Consider the following 13,004-nt stretch of genomic DNA (forward strand, 5'->3'; position numbering starts at 1 on the left):
TATAAGAGACAGCCGCACAGCCACCCAGGAGACTCGCCATGCTGAACTGGGAAGAATTCGACAAAGACGACGACACCACCACCGCCAAGCCCGCGCAGGCCGCCGGCCAGCAGGCGCCTGCTCAGACCGAGCGCCTGGACTCCGAGGGCGACGCCCTGGTCCACGACGCCCGTGCCCCATCCGCTGACGACTCCGACGCCGTGGCCCGCGCCAAGGCCGCGCTGAACGAGCTGGACATCCAGGAAGGCCTGGACGACCTGGAAGGCTCCTCCGCGCGCGTGCACGTCGGCGACAAGCAGATGATCAACGCCCGCGCCGACCTCAACCAGCTCGTACCCTTCAAGTACGACTGGGCCTGGCAGAAGTACCTGGATGGTTGCGCCAACCACTGGATGCCCCAGGAAGTGAACATGAACGCCGACATCGCGACCTGGAAAAGCGCGGACGGCCTCACCGAGGACGAGCGCCGCATCGTCAAGCGCAACCTCGGCTTCTTCTCCACCGCCGACTCCCTGGTCGCCAACAACCTGGTGCTGGCCGTCTACCGCCTGATCACCAACCCCGAATGCCGCCAGTACATCCTGCGCCAGGCCTTCGAAGAGGCGATCCACACCCACGCCTACCAGTACTGCATCGAATCACTGGGCATGGATGAAGGCGAGATCTTCAACATGTACCACGAGATCCCGAGCGTCGCGAAGAAGGCGAGCTGGGGCCTGAAGTACACCCGCTCCATCTCCGACCCCGAGTTCAAGACCGGCACCCCGGAGACCGATCGCCAGTTCCTCAAGAACCTGATCGCCTACTACTGCGTACTGGAAGGCATCTTCTTCTATTGCGGCTTCACCCAGATCCTCTCCATGGGTCGCCGCAACAAGATGACCGGCACCGCCGAGCAGTTCCAGTACATCCTGCGTGACGAGTCCATGCACCTGAACTTCGGCATCGACATGATCAACCAGATCAAGATCGAGAACCCGAGTCTCTGGGATGCCCAGATGAAGGACGAAGCCACCCAGATGATCCTCCAGGGCACCCAGCTGGAGATCGAATACGCCCGCGACACCATGCCCCGCGGCGTGCTGGGCATGAACGCGGCGATGATGGAGGACTACCTCAAGTTCATCGCCAACCGCCGCCTGACCCAGATCGGCCTCAAGGAAGAGTACCCGGGCGCTACCAATCCCTTCCCCTGGATGAGCGAGATCATGGACCTCAAGAAGGAGAAGAACTTCTTCGAGACCCGCGTGATCGAGTATCAGACCGGTGGGGCGTTGAGTTGGGATTGATGTGACGCGCATCACAGAGTAGATTGACCTGACACCTGCCATGGATGTTGGGATGAAAAAGCCCCGCCTATGCGGGGCTTTTTTTAGGAGAAAAAAATGAGCACAAGTGGACTTATACTTTCTTACCCAGAAGGCAACAAAGAGATAAGAACCATCTATCGCGATGGCGAAGTATTATTTTGTTTGGCTGACGTAGTAGCTTTACTTGCCGAGCAAAATACAACATTAGCTCAGGATGGAAAGAAAATAGGACTTGCCGGACTAACAAAGGCGCTACTTGACGCTCTTGATAGCGATGAAAAGCATTCTATTACAGAGATTGAACTGAGCAACCCTAAGGACGCTCAATTCGTCACGCAACCGGGACTATTCAGAATTATTCTTAGAGACAATAGTCCCGCTTGCAAAAAATTCCAACGCTGGGTTTTCCACGAAGTACTTCCGTCTATACAGCGCTATGGAACTTACCCTCCTCCTGCTGTGCCTCAAGGCTCTGAGGTAAAAAAGGCGGTAATGCTACTTCTCGACGAGATAGAAGAAAGAGAAAGATTAGAGCGAGAGACGAAAGAGCGCTTTTTAATAACAGAAAAGAAGCTCAACGAGCTAAGTCAAAGACTTGTCGCGTCAACGCCTACGAGCGGGCCAAGCCTCAGCTATTTCACTATATCTGAATATTGCCAGTCCCAAAAAATCGATCACGCCAATTCACAACTATTTCAGGGGTGGTGCATAAAAATTTGTGCTGAAGATGGCTACTACAGTCACAAGATCATCATCGAGGGCAAAGAAGAAATTTCTTTTCCAGAGCCTGTATTACTTAAAGCCAGATCTATGATATTTAACACACCACACGACAGCAAAAACTTTTGAGCCAAAAATAGCCTAGCCGCCAATAGGGTGTACGACCATAATTAACCCATCTCCGGCGCCGACCCTAAGTACTTTCTACTATTTAGACCAACACTACCCTCAATTCGAAGATAGGCTCCTCTATTTTCTACGCTACAAACTTTAGCGGCATTACCAATCAAGGACGACCCAATGCCCCGTTGGACAGACCAACCGGCTACCGACACGGATGCCTTCTTCGACTTCATCCTCAAGTTCTCCGGCACCTTCCTGCGGCGTCATGCTTCGCTGCTGGCCAAGGGGCTGCCGCCGGCCCTCGGCTTCGGGATGTTCCTGGCCTATTTCGCGCGTAATCACTTCTATCCCAGCTTCGATCTCTTCCAATTCTCGTCGCTGCTGCTGGCCGCTGCCTGTCTGGGGTTCCTGACCATCGGCGCCTTCGTTGCCGCGCTCTTTCTGCCAGGTGCCTGGGTCTATTACCGCTTCATCAATACGGCGGCGATCAAGGAGGACATCACCTACGCCCTGCCCTATCGCGGCGAGGGGCGCTTTCGCAAGATCATGCTGTTGATGGCGCTGGTGTTCTTCGTGCCCTATCTGCTGGCGGGGTTCAGTAATGCGGCCATTCTCTTTGTCGATCCTGAACTGTTCGTCAGCGTTGCCTTGCTTGCGCCCATCCCCATCACGCTACTGGCGGGCATGGCCATTCAGGGGCTGTTCGACTTGCGCCGCTTCAGCTTCCTGAAGTTCGTCTGGGAGGCTTACCTGCCGACGATGGTCGTCGGCCTGTTCATCGTCTGGATGCTGGCCCAGGCCTATCCGCTGGTGAGCGATTGGCAGCCGCTGCTCAAGTGGGGCGCTCTGGCCATCGCCCCCTTCATCATTGCCTTCGTCACGACCATGACCTCCATGCTGTTCATCGCTGGCTGGAAGGCGGCGATGATGTTTTCGCTGTTCTTCGCCCTCTTCCTGGCCGGCTATAGCGGTGTGCTCACCACCCTGCCCGAGACCATGGTCAAGACGCTCGGCCTGGGTAATTACCAGGCCAAGGCCATCGTCCTCGACACCTCCTATTGCGCCAAAGACCAGGCCAGGGTGCTGCCCACCGATGACCAGTGCGTGCTCAAGGAGGTACTGGTGGTCTGGTCGCTGGGGGAGGCCTTCGTGCTGCGCCTGGCGGATGGCAGTACGGGGCGGTTGCCGGCCACGGCGATTCGGACGCTGGTGAAACCCCAGTAACGGACGGTCCGCCTGGGCCAGCTTCAGGTCTGGTTTGAATTAGGTTTATCGGCCCGTCATCATGGCGCGCAATCCTTTGCCTCAAGCCTGCGCCTGCCGTGTCGATAAGACTGCGGTGCGGCTCCGCCTTGGCAGGTGCTCGCCCCCGGCAGGGAGCGCCCTTCTCGTATCCAGACAGGTCCGATTCGCCCATGGCACTCGATGCACCCACCATGCTGACCCTTACCATCGCCCTGGCGGCTGCCGCGGCGGGCTACCTGGCCATCGAGTGGCGGTCGGTGCGCGAGTCGGCGCTGCTGTACTGGAGCTCGGGTTTCGCCCTCATTTGCGTGGGTAGCACCCTGGCGCTGTTGCGCAGCCAGGGGCTGCTGCTGGTCGGCATCTGGTTCGCCAATGGGCTGCTGATCTTCGTGCATGGCCTCTTTCTGCTTGGCGTGGCGCGCTTCACCGGGCGGCGCCTGAGTCTCGGCTGGTGGGCCTTCGCGGCGATCTGGCTGGGGATGTTGCTGCTGCCCAATGAGCCCTGGTGGTCCAAGGTGCTGCTGGTGGTGCAGTCGTTCCTGATCGGCATCCTGGCGATACGGGCGAGCCTGCTGCTGCGCCGGCGCAATGCCGGAGAGCGGCAGCTGCGCGCGGTGCTGCTGATCCATGGACTCTTCTACCTGATCAAGATGATCCCACCGCTCACCCCCGGCAGCCTGATCGATCTAGCGGTCTATCGCGGCGTCATCATCCAGGTCTCGTTGGTGGAGGGGGTGATGGCGGTGATGCTGATCGCCCTGTCGATGACCGGCACGGTGAGTTATCGCCGCGAGCAGCATATCGAGCGCCTGGCCGGCAGCGATCCCCTGACCGGTCTGCATAATCGCCGCGCCCTGGAAGCCGAGGCGCCACGACTGTTCAGCCAGGCGACCCCGGCCCGACCCGGCGCCCTGCTGCTGATCGACCTCGACAACTTCAAGCTGGTGAACGACCTCCATGGCCACGCGGCGGGCGACGGCCTGCTGATCGCCCTGAGCGACCTGCTGCGCAGCTCCCTGCCCCGCCAGGCGCTGACCGCCCGGCTGGGGGGCGATGAATTCGTGGTGCTGCTGGGTGAGGTGGCCGATGCGGATGTCGTGCGTTTGGCAGACACCCTGCGCCTGCGCTTCAACCAACTGGCGGCGCAGCGCCTGCGGACGCCCGAACCCGTCACCCTGAGCATCGGCGCCGTGCTGTTCGATCAGCCGCCGGAAAGTCTGGCGGCCTTGCTGGAGCGCGGGGACGGTGCCCTCTACGCCGCCAAGCGCGGCGGGCGGGATGGCTTGCGGATGAGCCTGGGATGAAGGCGCGCTAATGGCTTAGGCTTGGGCGATTGCCTGACCGGAGCCACCATGCCCATCGCCCTCGAATCCCCCGACCAACCCGAGGTGATCGCCCTGATCGCCGAATTGGATGCCTACCAGGACGGCCTCTATCCGCCCGAGAGTCGTCATGCCCTGGATCTCATATCATTGATGCAGCCGAACGTGCTGTTCCTGGTCGCCCGGGATGACAGCGGCAGTGCCCTGGGCTGTGGGGCCATGGTGCTGCAGGACGACTATGGCGAGATCAAGCGGATGTATGTGAGCCTCAGGGGTCGCGGGCAGGGGCTGGGTGGTCGCCTGCTGGCGAAGCTGGAGCGCGAAGCGGCAGGCCGCGGGTGTGAGTTGGCGCGACTGGAAACGGGGCCCTATCAGCCGGAGGCCTTACGGCTCTATGAGTCAGCGGGTTACCAGCGGCGTGGTCCTTTTGGAGCGTATCGGGACGATCCGTTGAGTGTGTTTATGGAGAAGCGGCTGGAGGCGTAGGGTGGACAACGCGAAGCTTGTCCACGCGAGGGTTTTGAGGTCGTGCGTTGGTGGCGTCGGTGGAAAAGGCTGCGCCGTTTTCCACGCTACGGGACCTGTAGCGTGGACAACGCGAAGCTTGTCCACACGAGGGTTTTGAGGTCGTGCGCTGATGGCGTCAGTGGAAAAGGCTGCGCCGTTTTCCACGCTACGGGACCTGTAGGGCGGAGAACGCAAAGCTTGTCCACACGAGGGTTTTGAGGTCGTGCGCTGATGGCGTCGGTGGAAAAGGCTGCGCCGTTTTCCACGCTACGGGTTGAGCTATCGTTTCTGTCTCTGCTCAAGGAAGAGCTGCCATGTCTCGATTTCGTCGTGCCCGTGTTCCGGGGGCTTCCTATTTTTTCACCGTTGTCCTGGCGGATCGGCGTAGCGATCTGCTGACGCGCCATATTGATCTGCTCCGTGAGACCGTGCGGGCAACGCAGTTGCGCCATCCCTTTCATATCAATGCCTGGGTCACCCTCCCCGATCATCTGCATTGCATCTGGACCCTACCGGAGGGCGATGCGAACTTCGCCTTGCGCTGGAAGGTGATCAAGTTCGGTTTCTCCAAGCGGCTGCCGGTAGGTGAATGGCGTACGGCGACGCAAAGGGCGCGGGGTGAACGTGGGATATGGCAGCGTCGATATTGGGAGCATCTGATAAGAGACGAGCAGGATTACCAGCGTCATGTGGAATACATCCACTTCAATCCGGTCAAGCATGGCCACGTTGGCGCAGTGAAGGACTGGCCTTACTCGAGTTTCCATCGAGCGGTGCGGGAGGGGCGCTATCCGCAGGATTGGGGTGGAGACTTCGCGGTAGAGACAGGAGGGTGGGGGGAATAGCGCCGTAGGGCGACGACGCGCAGCTTGTCCACGCGGGAGTTTTGGATCGTACGTTGGTGGCGCCAGTGGAAAAGGCTGGCGCCGTTTTCCACGCTACGGGGTGAACGCCATTAACAGGAATTCTACGAAGCTTCTCACCGTCACCGAGCGCCATCTTGTCTGGGGATAGAGCGCGGTCAGGGGGCGAGTGAGTTCCTGGCCCTGGAAGAGACGGACCAGGCGGCCGGCGGCGACGTCGTCCTGCAGCAGGAAGGCCGGCTGCAGGATGATGCCGAGGCCCTGCAAGGCAGCCAGGCGCAGGGCGGGGCCGTTGTTGAGGTGCAGGCGGCCGGGTGGCAGCGGGCCGAAATTGGTGCCGGTCTGGGTGCGCCATTGGTGCAGGGCGCGAGGGTCCATGCCTAGGCAGTCATGGGCCTCCAGATCGGCCAGTCGCTCGGGCGTGCCGCGCTGGGCGAGATAGCCGGGCGCGGCGCAGCACCACATCACATAGGGCGCCAGGGGTCGCGCCACCAGGGAGGAGTCGGCCAGTTCGCCGATGCGGATGGCGATGTCGATGCCCTCCTCCACCAGATCCTGGACCCGGTCGCTCAGCACCAGATCGAGGGTGACCTGGGGCTGCCGCGCCAGATAGTCGCCCAGCCGAGGCGTGATGCCGTAGGTGCCGAAAGACACCGGCGCCGAGACGCGCAGGATGCCGGCGGGCGCCAGGCGCTGGGTTTCGGCCTGGCGGTCGGTGTCGGCGACCAGGGCGAGGATCTCGCGGCAGCGGGCGTAGTAGCCCTCGCCAAAGGCGGTCAGGCGCTGGCGCCGAGTGGTGCGCACCAGCAGTTGCAGGCCCAGGCGCTTTTCCAGGCTGCGCAGGTGATTGCCGGCCATGGTCGGCGAGATGCCCTGGGCCTGGGCCGCCGCGGCCAGGCTGCCGCGTTCCACCACGGCGACGAACACCTGCATGCTGTCGAGCAGATCCATTCCACACTCCTGCTAAGGAATCCTCGCACTGGGACGGCGTTTATCTCATTTGGGTGGTGGGTGAGGCTAGTGGCGTGGATGAGGTGGCGGCGTTTTCCCACCCTACGACCCTGAAGTGGAGAATCGATCATGGATCTGCAACTGCACGACCGTACTGCCCTGGTGACCGGCGCCCGCATGGGCATAGGCACTGGCATCGCCCGCATCCTGGCGGCCGAAGGCGTTCGGCTGGCGATCACCGCGCGGCGGCGGGACGCCCTGGAGGACCTGGCCGAGGAGATCGTGGCGGCGGGTCATGCCCGGCCGCTGGTGATCGTGGCGGATATCACCGACGCCGAAGACGTCCAGCGTCTGGCGCGGGAAGCCGAGGAAGGACTGGGCCGGGTGGATATCCTGATCAACACCGCTGGCGGATCGCGCCCCATACCGGTGGATGCGGACGACGCCGCCTGGGACGAAGCCTGGAATCTCAACTTCACCGCCACGCGCCGCCTGACCCAGGCGCTGCTGGGCGGGATGCGCGAAAGGCGTTGGGGACGCATCGTCAATTTCAGCGGCAGCATGGAGCCACGGGACGTGAACGGCGCCGGGGCGGCCAAGGCGGCGATCCAGTTCTGGTCCAAGGGGCTGGCGAGTCAGCTGGCGGCCGAGGGCATCACCGTCAACACCATCGCCCCGGGGCGGATCAATTCCGAGCAGATCCTGCAGCGGCTGCATCCGACGCCCGAGGCGCGGCAAGCCTTTATCGCCCGGCACATTCCCATCGGCTATTTCGGCGAGCCGGAAGACGTGGGCCAGGTGGTGGCCTTTCTCGCCTCACCGCTGGCGCGCTACCTCACCGGTGATGTGATCGCGGTGGACGGCGGGATGCATGCCCATGCCCACTAACCCTCTCTAGCGCCTGACACAGACGAACAGCGCATTACCCGCCTCGCCGGCCCAGGGTTCGATGCGCTGGTAATCGTGCTCCAGCATCTGCACCTCGAACTGCGGCTCCAGCAGGGCCAGCAGTTCGGGGAAATCCACCGCCACCATGGGATGTTCGTCCTGCCAGGTCTGCTGCTGGCCGGAGTGGCGGCGTTCGATGCGCAGGCGGAGTTGCTGGTGTTCGCCCGCGCCCGGGTAGTGCCAGGCGGAGACGAAGCTGAAGTGGCCATCGGCCCGTTCGACGCTGTGGCCGACGCTGGAGGCATTGTCGATACGGCGCTTGTCGACGGCGTTGAAGCAGAACAGGCCGCCGGGAGTCAGGGCCGCCCGGACCTGCGTCAGGCACGCCTGGAGGCGTGCAAGGCTACCGCTGTAGTGCAGGGAGTAGAGAAAGCAGGTGATCAGGTCGACCGGCTGGTCCAGCTCGAAGGCGCACATGTCCTGGCAGGAGAACTGGGCCTCGGGGCAGCGCAGCGCGGCCTGGGCAAGCATCGGCGGATTGAGGTCCAGCCCGCTGCTCTGGAAGCCGGCATCGAGAAAATGCCGCACATGGGGACCGGTGCCGCAGGCGAGGTCGAGATGACGAGTGCCGCCATTGCCGAACAGCCGCTGCAGGCGCAGCACCGCCTGGCTCTGGGCCTGGTAGTCGATGTCGGCGCAGAGCAGGTCGTAGTAGGCCGACAGGTCGGTATAGAGGGCGGTGGCGGACATCGCAGGGGCTCGGGGCTGGAGACGCGGGCGCGCATCTTAGTCGGTTTCTGCAACCTTCGACGCCTTATACTGGCTGTTTTCCCAAGAGTCCCCTGACGTGAGCAACAAGAGATACGCCTGCATCGGCCTGAGCAACCCCAAGTCGCCGTCCAACGTCGGGTCCATCATGAGGGCGGCGGGTTGCTACGGGGTGGCCTCGGTGTTCTATACCGGCACCCGCTATGACCGCGCCAAGGACTTCGTCACCGACACCAAGAAGGTCCATCAGGACATCCCGCTGATCAACATCGACGACCTGCGCCGCATCCTGCCGCTGGGGTGCGTGCCGGTGGCGGTGGAGCTGGTCGACGGCGCCCGGCCGCTGCCCGAGTACACCCATCCCGATCGCGCCCTCTATCTGTTCGGCTCGGAGGATGGCTCGCTGAGCCAGGAGCTGCGCGACTGGTGCGAGGACGTGGTGTACATCCCCACCCAGGGCTGCATGAATCTGGCGGCCACGGTCAATGTGGTGCTCTATGACCGCCTGGCGAAGGGCAATAACACCCGCTCCGGTCCGCTGTTTTAACCAAACCCCTGGGTCGGTCGGCGCAAGACCGGATCGAAGGGGTTGATGCGCGCGGCGATCACCCCGGCTTCGCGGCGGAGCAGTTCGATCACCGTGGGCAGGCGCTGGGGGTTGAGGCGTTCGCTCAGGGTGCCCACGCTCAGCGCCGCCACCGCCCGGCCATTGCGGTCGAGGATGGGCACGGCGAGGCCCGCCATGCCGGCCAGCACCCCGGTGTTGCGCGCGGCATAGCCCTGCTGGCGGACGTTGTCGATCTCGGCGCGCAGCAGCACCTCGTCGTAATGATGGGCATCGCGCAGCCGCGGCAGGTTGTAGCGGATCACCTCGTCGCGCTCTTCCTCGGGCAGGAAGGCCAGGATCGCCAGGGCGCCCTGGCCGCCGCCCAGCGGCACGCGGCCGCCGATGTCGCCGGTGAAGGTGCGGATCGGATAGGGCCCCTCGCTGCGATCCAGGCACATGGCGTCGAAGCCGCTGCGCGCTAGCAGGAACAGCGAATCGCCCAGAGAGGCCGACAGCCGCAGCAGACTCGGCCGCGCCAGGTCGCGCAGGTTGCCGACCTGGCCGGCGCGGGCCGCCAGGGCGAAGAAGTCCAGGCTCAGGCGGTATCTCTTGCTGCGGGCGCACTGCTCGACCATGCCCTCTTCCACCAGGCCGCGCAGCAGTCGGTGGGTGGTGGGTTGCGACAGGCCCACACGCTCGGCCAGGCGGGTGACCTTTTCCCCTTCGGGATCGCCCTCGCCCAGGGCCCGCACCACGGCGAACACCCGGCTGATGGCGCCAACGCCTACCTCACCTGCCGCTGCCTTTCTTTCACTGGAATCTTCCATCTACCGCACTCCAAAATATTCCACTGAGTGAATAAATCTGAAAAAAGAGTTCATTCAGTGAAAAACCTGCTTGTCCCGCATCCTAGGTCGCCCTTACCTTCAGGTCCATAGGGCGATACTCACAATCACCGGACGCCGCCAGTCGAGCGAGCGCCAACGTCCCAGATCCAGGCTGTCTTTCGCCCTGCCAAAACCTTGCCCACCGTCCCCGTGGGCGCGACCGGAGGAGCATTGCGGCCATGGCTTTCCTGACTCTCGACAATCTCAGCAAGCGCTACGGCGACAGCTATGCGGTGGCCGGTTCGACCCTGGCCATCGAGCGCGGCGAATTCGTCTCCCTGCTCGGCCCCTCCGGCTGCGGCAAGACCACCACCCTGCAGATGATCGCCGGCTTCGTCGACGTCAGCAGCGGGCGCATCCTGCTCGACGGCCAGGACATCACCCACGCCAAGCCGGCCAGTCGCGGCCTCGGGGTGGTCTTCCAGAGCTATGCGCTGTTTCCCCACATGACGGTGCGCGACAACGTCGCCTTCGGCCTGCGCATGCGCAAGGTGGCGGGCGCCGAACTGGCGCGCCGCGTCGAGGAAGCCCTGGGCCTGGTGCACCTGGGCCAGCACGCCGAGCGCTATCCGCGCGAACTTTCCGGTGGCCAGCGCCAGCGGGTCGCCCTGGCCAGAGCGTTGGTGATAGCCCCCCCGGTGCTGCTGCTGGACGAGCCGCTGTCCAACCTGGACGCCCATCTGCGCGAAGAGATGCAGTTCGAGATCCGCCGCATCCAGCGCGAGGTGGGCATCACCACCCTGATGGTCACCCACGACCAGTCCGAGGCGCTGTCCATCAGCGACCGGGTGGTGGTGATGGAGGCCGGACGCATCACCCAGGTGGATGCGCCCTATCGCCTCTACGAACACCCGCGCAACAGATTCATCTCCGATTTTGTCGGCAAGGCCAACCTGCTGCCCGGCAGCTTGGATGCCCAGGGTCGGCCACAGATCACCGCGGGCGGCGCCCTGGCGATCTCGCTGCGGCCGGAAAAGATCGAGTTGCGCCCCGCCGGTGAGGGGCGTCTGCAAGGACAGGTGCTGACCCGCTTTTTCCTCGGCAGCCAGTGGCTGTATCGGCTGGAGACGGCGCTGGGCGAGGTGTCGGTGCTGCGCAGCAACGATGGTCTGCCGCCGCTGGACGAAGGGCAGCGCGTTGGGCTGCACTGGGACGACGGTCTGCTGCGCCGCCTGGAAGCCGCGGAGGCCGCCGCATGAGCACCCTGCTGCGCGGCACCGGTCGCGCCTATCTGCTCAGCGCCCCGGCCCTGGTGCTGTTCGCCGGACTGCTGCTGGCGCCCCTGGCGCTGACCCTGGCACTGTCCTTCAACGTCTTCGACTATGAGACCGGGATCAAGGAAGGTAGCTACACCCTGGCCCACTACCTGAGCCTGCTGGGCGATCCCTATTTCTACGAGATCTTCCTGCGCACCTTCTGGATCAGCGCCCTGGTCACCCTGCTCTGCGTGCTGATCGGGGTGCCGGAGGCCATCGTCCTCAGTCGCATGGGCGCGCCCTGGCGCTCGATCTTCCTGATCCTGGTACTGACGCCGCTGTTGATCTCGGTGGTGGTGCGCGCCTTTGGCTGGAGTCTGCTGCTGGGCGCCGACGGCCTGGTCAACCAGGCCATCGTGGCCCTGGGCGGGCGGCCGCTGAAGCTGCTCTACACCCCCTTCGCGGTGATCGTCGGCCTGGTCCACGTGATGCTGCCCTTCATGATCATCCCGGTCTGGACCTCGCTGCAGAAGCTCGATCCCGCCGTCGAGCAGGCCGCGCTGTCCCTGGGCGCCAGTCACCTGACGGTGCTACGGCGCATCGTGCTGCCCCAGGTGATGCCCGGGGTGCTGTCGGGAACGCTGATCGTCTTCGGCCTGGCCGCCAGCTCCTTCGCCATTCCCGGTCTGCTGGGCGGACGCCGGCTGAAGATGGTCGCCACCCTGATCTACGACCAGTACCTGGCGGAACTCAACTGGCCGATGGGCGCCACCCTGGCGGTGGCCCTGCTGCTGCTCAACCTGCTGGTGATGCTGGGCTGGAATCGCCTGGTGGAACGCCGCTACAAACGTGCCCTGGGAGTCTGACCTCATGACCCGCAACGGCCCGCTCGGGCTCGCCTTCCATACCCTGGTGATGGTCTTCATGCTGGCGCCGCTGGTGGTGGTCTGCCTGGTGGCCTTCACCCCGGAGAACACCCTCAGCCTGCCCACTTCCGGCTTCTCGCTGCGCTGGTTCGCCGCCGTCTTCGAGCGGGCGGACTTCCTCACCGCCTTCTACAACAGCCTGCAACTGGCCGCCCTCTCGGCGACCCTGGCGACACTGATCGCGGTGCCGGCGGGGCTGGCCATCACCCGCTACCGCTTTCCCGGCCAGGGCTTTCTCAATGGCCTGTTCCTCTCGCCGATCATCATCCCGCACCTGGTGCTGGGCGTGGCCATGCTGCGCCTGTTCGCCCTGCTGGGGGTGAATGGCAGCTTCAGCTGGCTGGTGCTGGCCCATGTGGTGGTGATCACCCCCTATGTGCTGCGCCTGGTGATCGCCGCCGCCATCGGCATCGACCGCAGCGCCGAGCAGGCCGCCGAGAGCCTGGGCGCCAGTCGCACCACGCTGTTCTGCCGCATCACCCTGCCGATGATCCTGCCCGGGGTGGCCGGCGGCTGGCTGCTGGCCTTCATCAACAGCTTCGACGAGGTCACCCTGTCGATCTTCGTCACCTCTCCGGCGACCCAGACCCTGCCGGTGCGGATGTACGTCTACGCCACCGAATCCATCGATCCGATGATGGCGGCGGTGTCGGCCCTGGTGATCGCCCTGACCGCGGCCACCATGATCCTGCTCGACCGCATCTATGGCCTGGATCGCGTGCTGGTGGGCAAACAATGAACAGCCGAGACC

General features: G+C 63.7%; 14 protein-coding genes. 11 read left to right on the plus strand and 3 right to left on the minus strand.

Annotated elements, in window-relative coordinates:
• Positions 1 to 38 precede the first annotated feature (38 nt).
• The 6 genes from GSQ95_RS14235 to GSQ95_RS14260 all read left to right on the plus strand — a co-directional run bounded on the left by GSQ95_RS14235 (position 39) and on the right by GSQ95_RS14260 (position 6,072).
• Entirely contained in the window at positions 39 to 1,289 is a 1,251-nt protein-coding gene (locus tag GSQ95_RS14235; RefSeq protein ID WP_059315645.1) for a ribonucleotide-diphosphate reductase subunit beta, read from the plus strand.
• Between the two features lie 96 nt (positions 1,290 to 1,385).
• Positions 1,386 to 2,159, plus strand: coding sequence for a BRO family protein (locus GSQ95_RS14240; RefSeq protein ID WP_158894026.1), 774 nt, complete (start codon positions 1,386 to 1,388; stop codon positions 2,157 to 2,159).
• Positions 2,160 to 2,330: 171 nt separating this feature from the next.
• Positions 2,331 to 3,377, plus strand: coding sequence for a hypothetical protein (locus tag GSQ95_RS14245; RefSeq protein WP_158894028.1), 1,047 nt, complete (start codon positions 2,331 to 2,333; stop codon positions 3,375 to 3,377).
• 191 nt (positions 3,378 to 3,568) lie between these two features.
• The gene (locus GSQ95_RS14250; RefSeq protein WP_158894030.1) at positions 3,569 to 4,702 is read left to right on the plus strand and encodes a GGDEF domain-containing protein; all 1,134 of its coding nucleotides are present in this window, start codon (positions 3,569 to 3,571) and stop codon (positions 4,700 to 4,702) included.
• A gap of 48 nt (positions 4,703 to 4,750) precedes the next feature.
• The gene (locus GSQ95_RS14255) at positions 4,751 to 5,206 is read left to right on the plus strand and encodes a GNAT family N-acetyltransferase (RefSeq protein WP_158894032.1); all 456 of its coding nucleotides are present in this window, start codon (positions 4,751 to 4,753) and stop codon (positions 5,204 to 5,206) included.
• Positions 5,207 to 5,541: 335 nt separating this feature from the next.
• Positions 5,542 to 6,072, plus strand: coding sequence for a transposase (locus GSQ95_RS14260; RefSeq protein ID WP_158894034.1), 531 nt, complete (start codon positions 5,542 to 5,544; stop codon positions 6,070 to 6,072).
• Positions 6,073 to 6,165: 93 nt separating this feature from the next.
• On the opposite strand, the gene GSQ95_RS14265 is transcribed toward GSQ95_RS14260, so the two are convergent.
• A complete protein-coding gene (locus tag GSQ95_RS14265; RefSeq protein ID WP_158894036.1) occupies positions 6,166 to 7,041 on the minus strand; it encodes a LysR family transcriptional regulator in 876 nt (291 codons plus the stop codon).
• Between the two features lie 129 nt (positions 7,042 to 7,170).
• On the opposite strand from GSQ95_RS14265, the gene GSQ95_RS14270 reads away from it, so the two are divergent.
• Entirely contained in the window at positions 7,171 to 7,929 is a 759-nt protein-coding gene (locus GSQ95_RS14270; RefSeq protein WP_158894038.1) for an SDR family NAD(P)-dependent oxidoreductase, read from the plus strand.
• 6 nt (positions 7,930 to 7,935) lie between these two features.
• Here the strand turns inward: GSQ95_RS14270 and GSQ95_RS14275 are convergent, their stop codons facing one another.
• The gene (locus GSQ95_RS14275) at positions 7,936 to 8,679 is read right to left on the minus strand and encodes a class I SAM-dependent methyltransferase (protein WP_158894040.1); all 744 of its coding nucleotides are present in this window, start codon (positions 8,677 to 8,679) and stop codon (positions 7,936 to 7,938) included.
• A 97-nt stretch (positions 8,680 to 8,776) separates the two neighbouring features.
• Here GSQ95_RS14275 and GSQ95_RS14280 point away from each other — a divergent pair, with 97 nt between their 5' ends.
• A complete protein-coding gene (locus tag GSQ95_RS14280) occupies positions 8,777 to 9,244 on the plus strand; it encodes an RNA methyltransferase (protein WP_059226744.1) in 468 nt (155 codons plus the stop codon).
• Here GSQ95_RS14280 and GSQ95_RS14285 read toward each other — a convergent pair.
• Positions 9,241 to 10,071: an IclR family transcriptional regulator gene (locus tag GSQ95_RS14285; RefSeq protein ID WP_158894042.1), complete on the minus strand. Its 831-nt coding sequence runs from the start codon at positions 10,069 to 10,071 to the stop codon at positions 9,241 to 9,243. The genes GSQ95_RS14280 and GSQ95_RS14285 overlap by 4 nt on opposite strands.
• Before the next feature lie 239 nt (positions 10,072 to 10,310).
• Between GSQ95_RS14285 and GSQ95_RS14290 the strand changes: the two genes are divergently transcribed.
• From GSQ95_RS14290 to GSQ95_RS14300, 3 genes are read left to right on the plus strand one after another with little or no spacing between them, the layout of a single operon-like run.
• The gene (locus GSQ95_RS14290) at positions 10,311 to 11,330 is read left to right on the plus strand and encodes an ABC transporter ATP-binding protein (RefSeq protein ID WP_158894044.1); all 1,020 of its coding nucleotides are present in this window, start codon (positions 10,311 to 10,313) and stop codon (positions 11,328 to 11,330) included.
• A complete protein-coding gene (locus GSQ95_RS14295; protein WP_158894046.1) occupies positions 11,327 to 12,193 on the plus strand; it encodes an ABC transporter permease in 867 nt (288 codons plus the stop codon). Before GSQ95_RS14290 ends, GSQ95_RS14295 begins: the two co-directional genes overlap by 4 nt.
• 4 nt (positions 12,194 to 12,197) lie before the next feature.
• Positions 12,198 to 12,992, plus strand: coding sequence for an ABC transporter permease (locus tag GSQ95_RS14300; RefSeq protein WP_133863274.1), 795 nt, complete (start codon positions 12,198 to 12,200; stop codon positions 12,990 to 12,992).
• Positions 12,993 to 13,004 lie beyond the last annotated feature (12 nt).

This window comes from Pseudomonas sp. BAV 4579 (genome assembly GCF_009765395.1).
Lineage (GTDB): Bacteria > Pseudomonadota > Gammaproteobacteria > Pseudomonadales > Pseudomonadaceae > Chryseomonas > Chryseomonas aestiva.

What these genes read in the sequence shown, in the direction of transcription:
- GSQ95_RS14235 (WP_059315645.1), top strand. Translation starts at nt 39, where the DNA reads ATGCTGAACTGGGAAGAATTCGACAAAGACGACGACACCACCACCGCC.
- GSQ95_RS14240 (WP_158894026.1), top strand. Translation starts at nt 1,386, where the DNA reads ATGAGCACAAGTGGACTTATACTTTCTTACCCAGAAGGCAACAAAGAG.
- GSQ95_RS14245 (WP_158894028.1), top strand. Translation starts at nt 2,331, where the DNA reads ATGCCCCGTTGGACAGACCAACCGGCTACCGACACGGATGCCTTCTTC.
- GSQ95_RS14250 (WP_158894030.1), top strand. Translation starts at nt 3,569, where the DNA reads ATGGCACTCGATGCACCCACCATGCTGACCCTTACCATCGCCCTGGCG.
- GSQ95_RS14255 (WP_158894032.1), top strand. Translation starts at nt 4,751, where the DNA reads ATGCCCATCGCCCTCGAATCCCCCGACCAACCCGAGGTGATCGCCCTG.
- GSQ95_RS14260 (WP_158894034.1), top strand. Translation starts at nt 5,542, where the DNA reads ATGTCTCGATTTCGTCGTGCCCGTGTTCCGGGGGCTTCCTATTTTTTC.
- GSQ95_RS14265 (WP_158894036.1), bottom strand. Translation starts at nt 7,041, where the DNA reads ATGGATCTGCTCGACAGCATGCAGGTGTTCGTCGCCGTGGTGGAACGC.
- GSQ95_RS14270 (WP_158894038.1), top strand. Translation starts at nt 7,171, where the DNA reads ATGGATCTGCAACTGCACGACCGTACTGCCCTGGTGACCGGCGCCCGC.
- GSQ95_RS14275 (WP_158894040.1), bottom strand. Translation starts at nt 8,679, where the DNA reads ATGTCCGCCACCGCCCTCTATACCGACCTGTCGGCCTACTACGACCTG.
- GSQ95_RS14285 (WP_158894042.1), bottom strand. Translation starts at nt 10,071, where the DNA reads ATGGAAGATTCCAGTGAAAGAAAGGCAGCGGCAGGTGAGGTAGGCGTT.
- GSQ95_RS14290 (WP_158894044.1), top strand. Translation starts at nt 10,311, where the DNA reads ATGGCTTTCCTGACTCTCGACAATCTCAGCAAGCGCTACGGCGACAGC.
- GSQ95_RS14295 (WP_158894046.1), top strand. Translation starts at nt 11,327, where the DNA reads ATGAGCACCCTGCTGCGCGGCACCGGTCGCGCCTATCTGCTCAGCGCC.
- GSQ95_RS14300 (WP_133863274.1), top strand. Translation starts at nt 12,198, where the DNA reads ATGACCCGCAACGGCCCGCTCGGGCTCGCCTTCCATACCCTGGTGATG.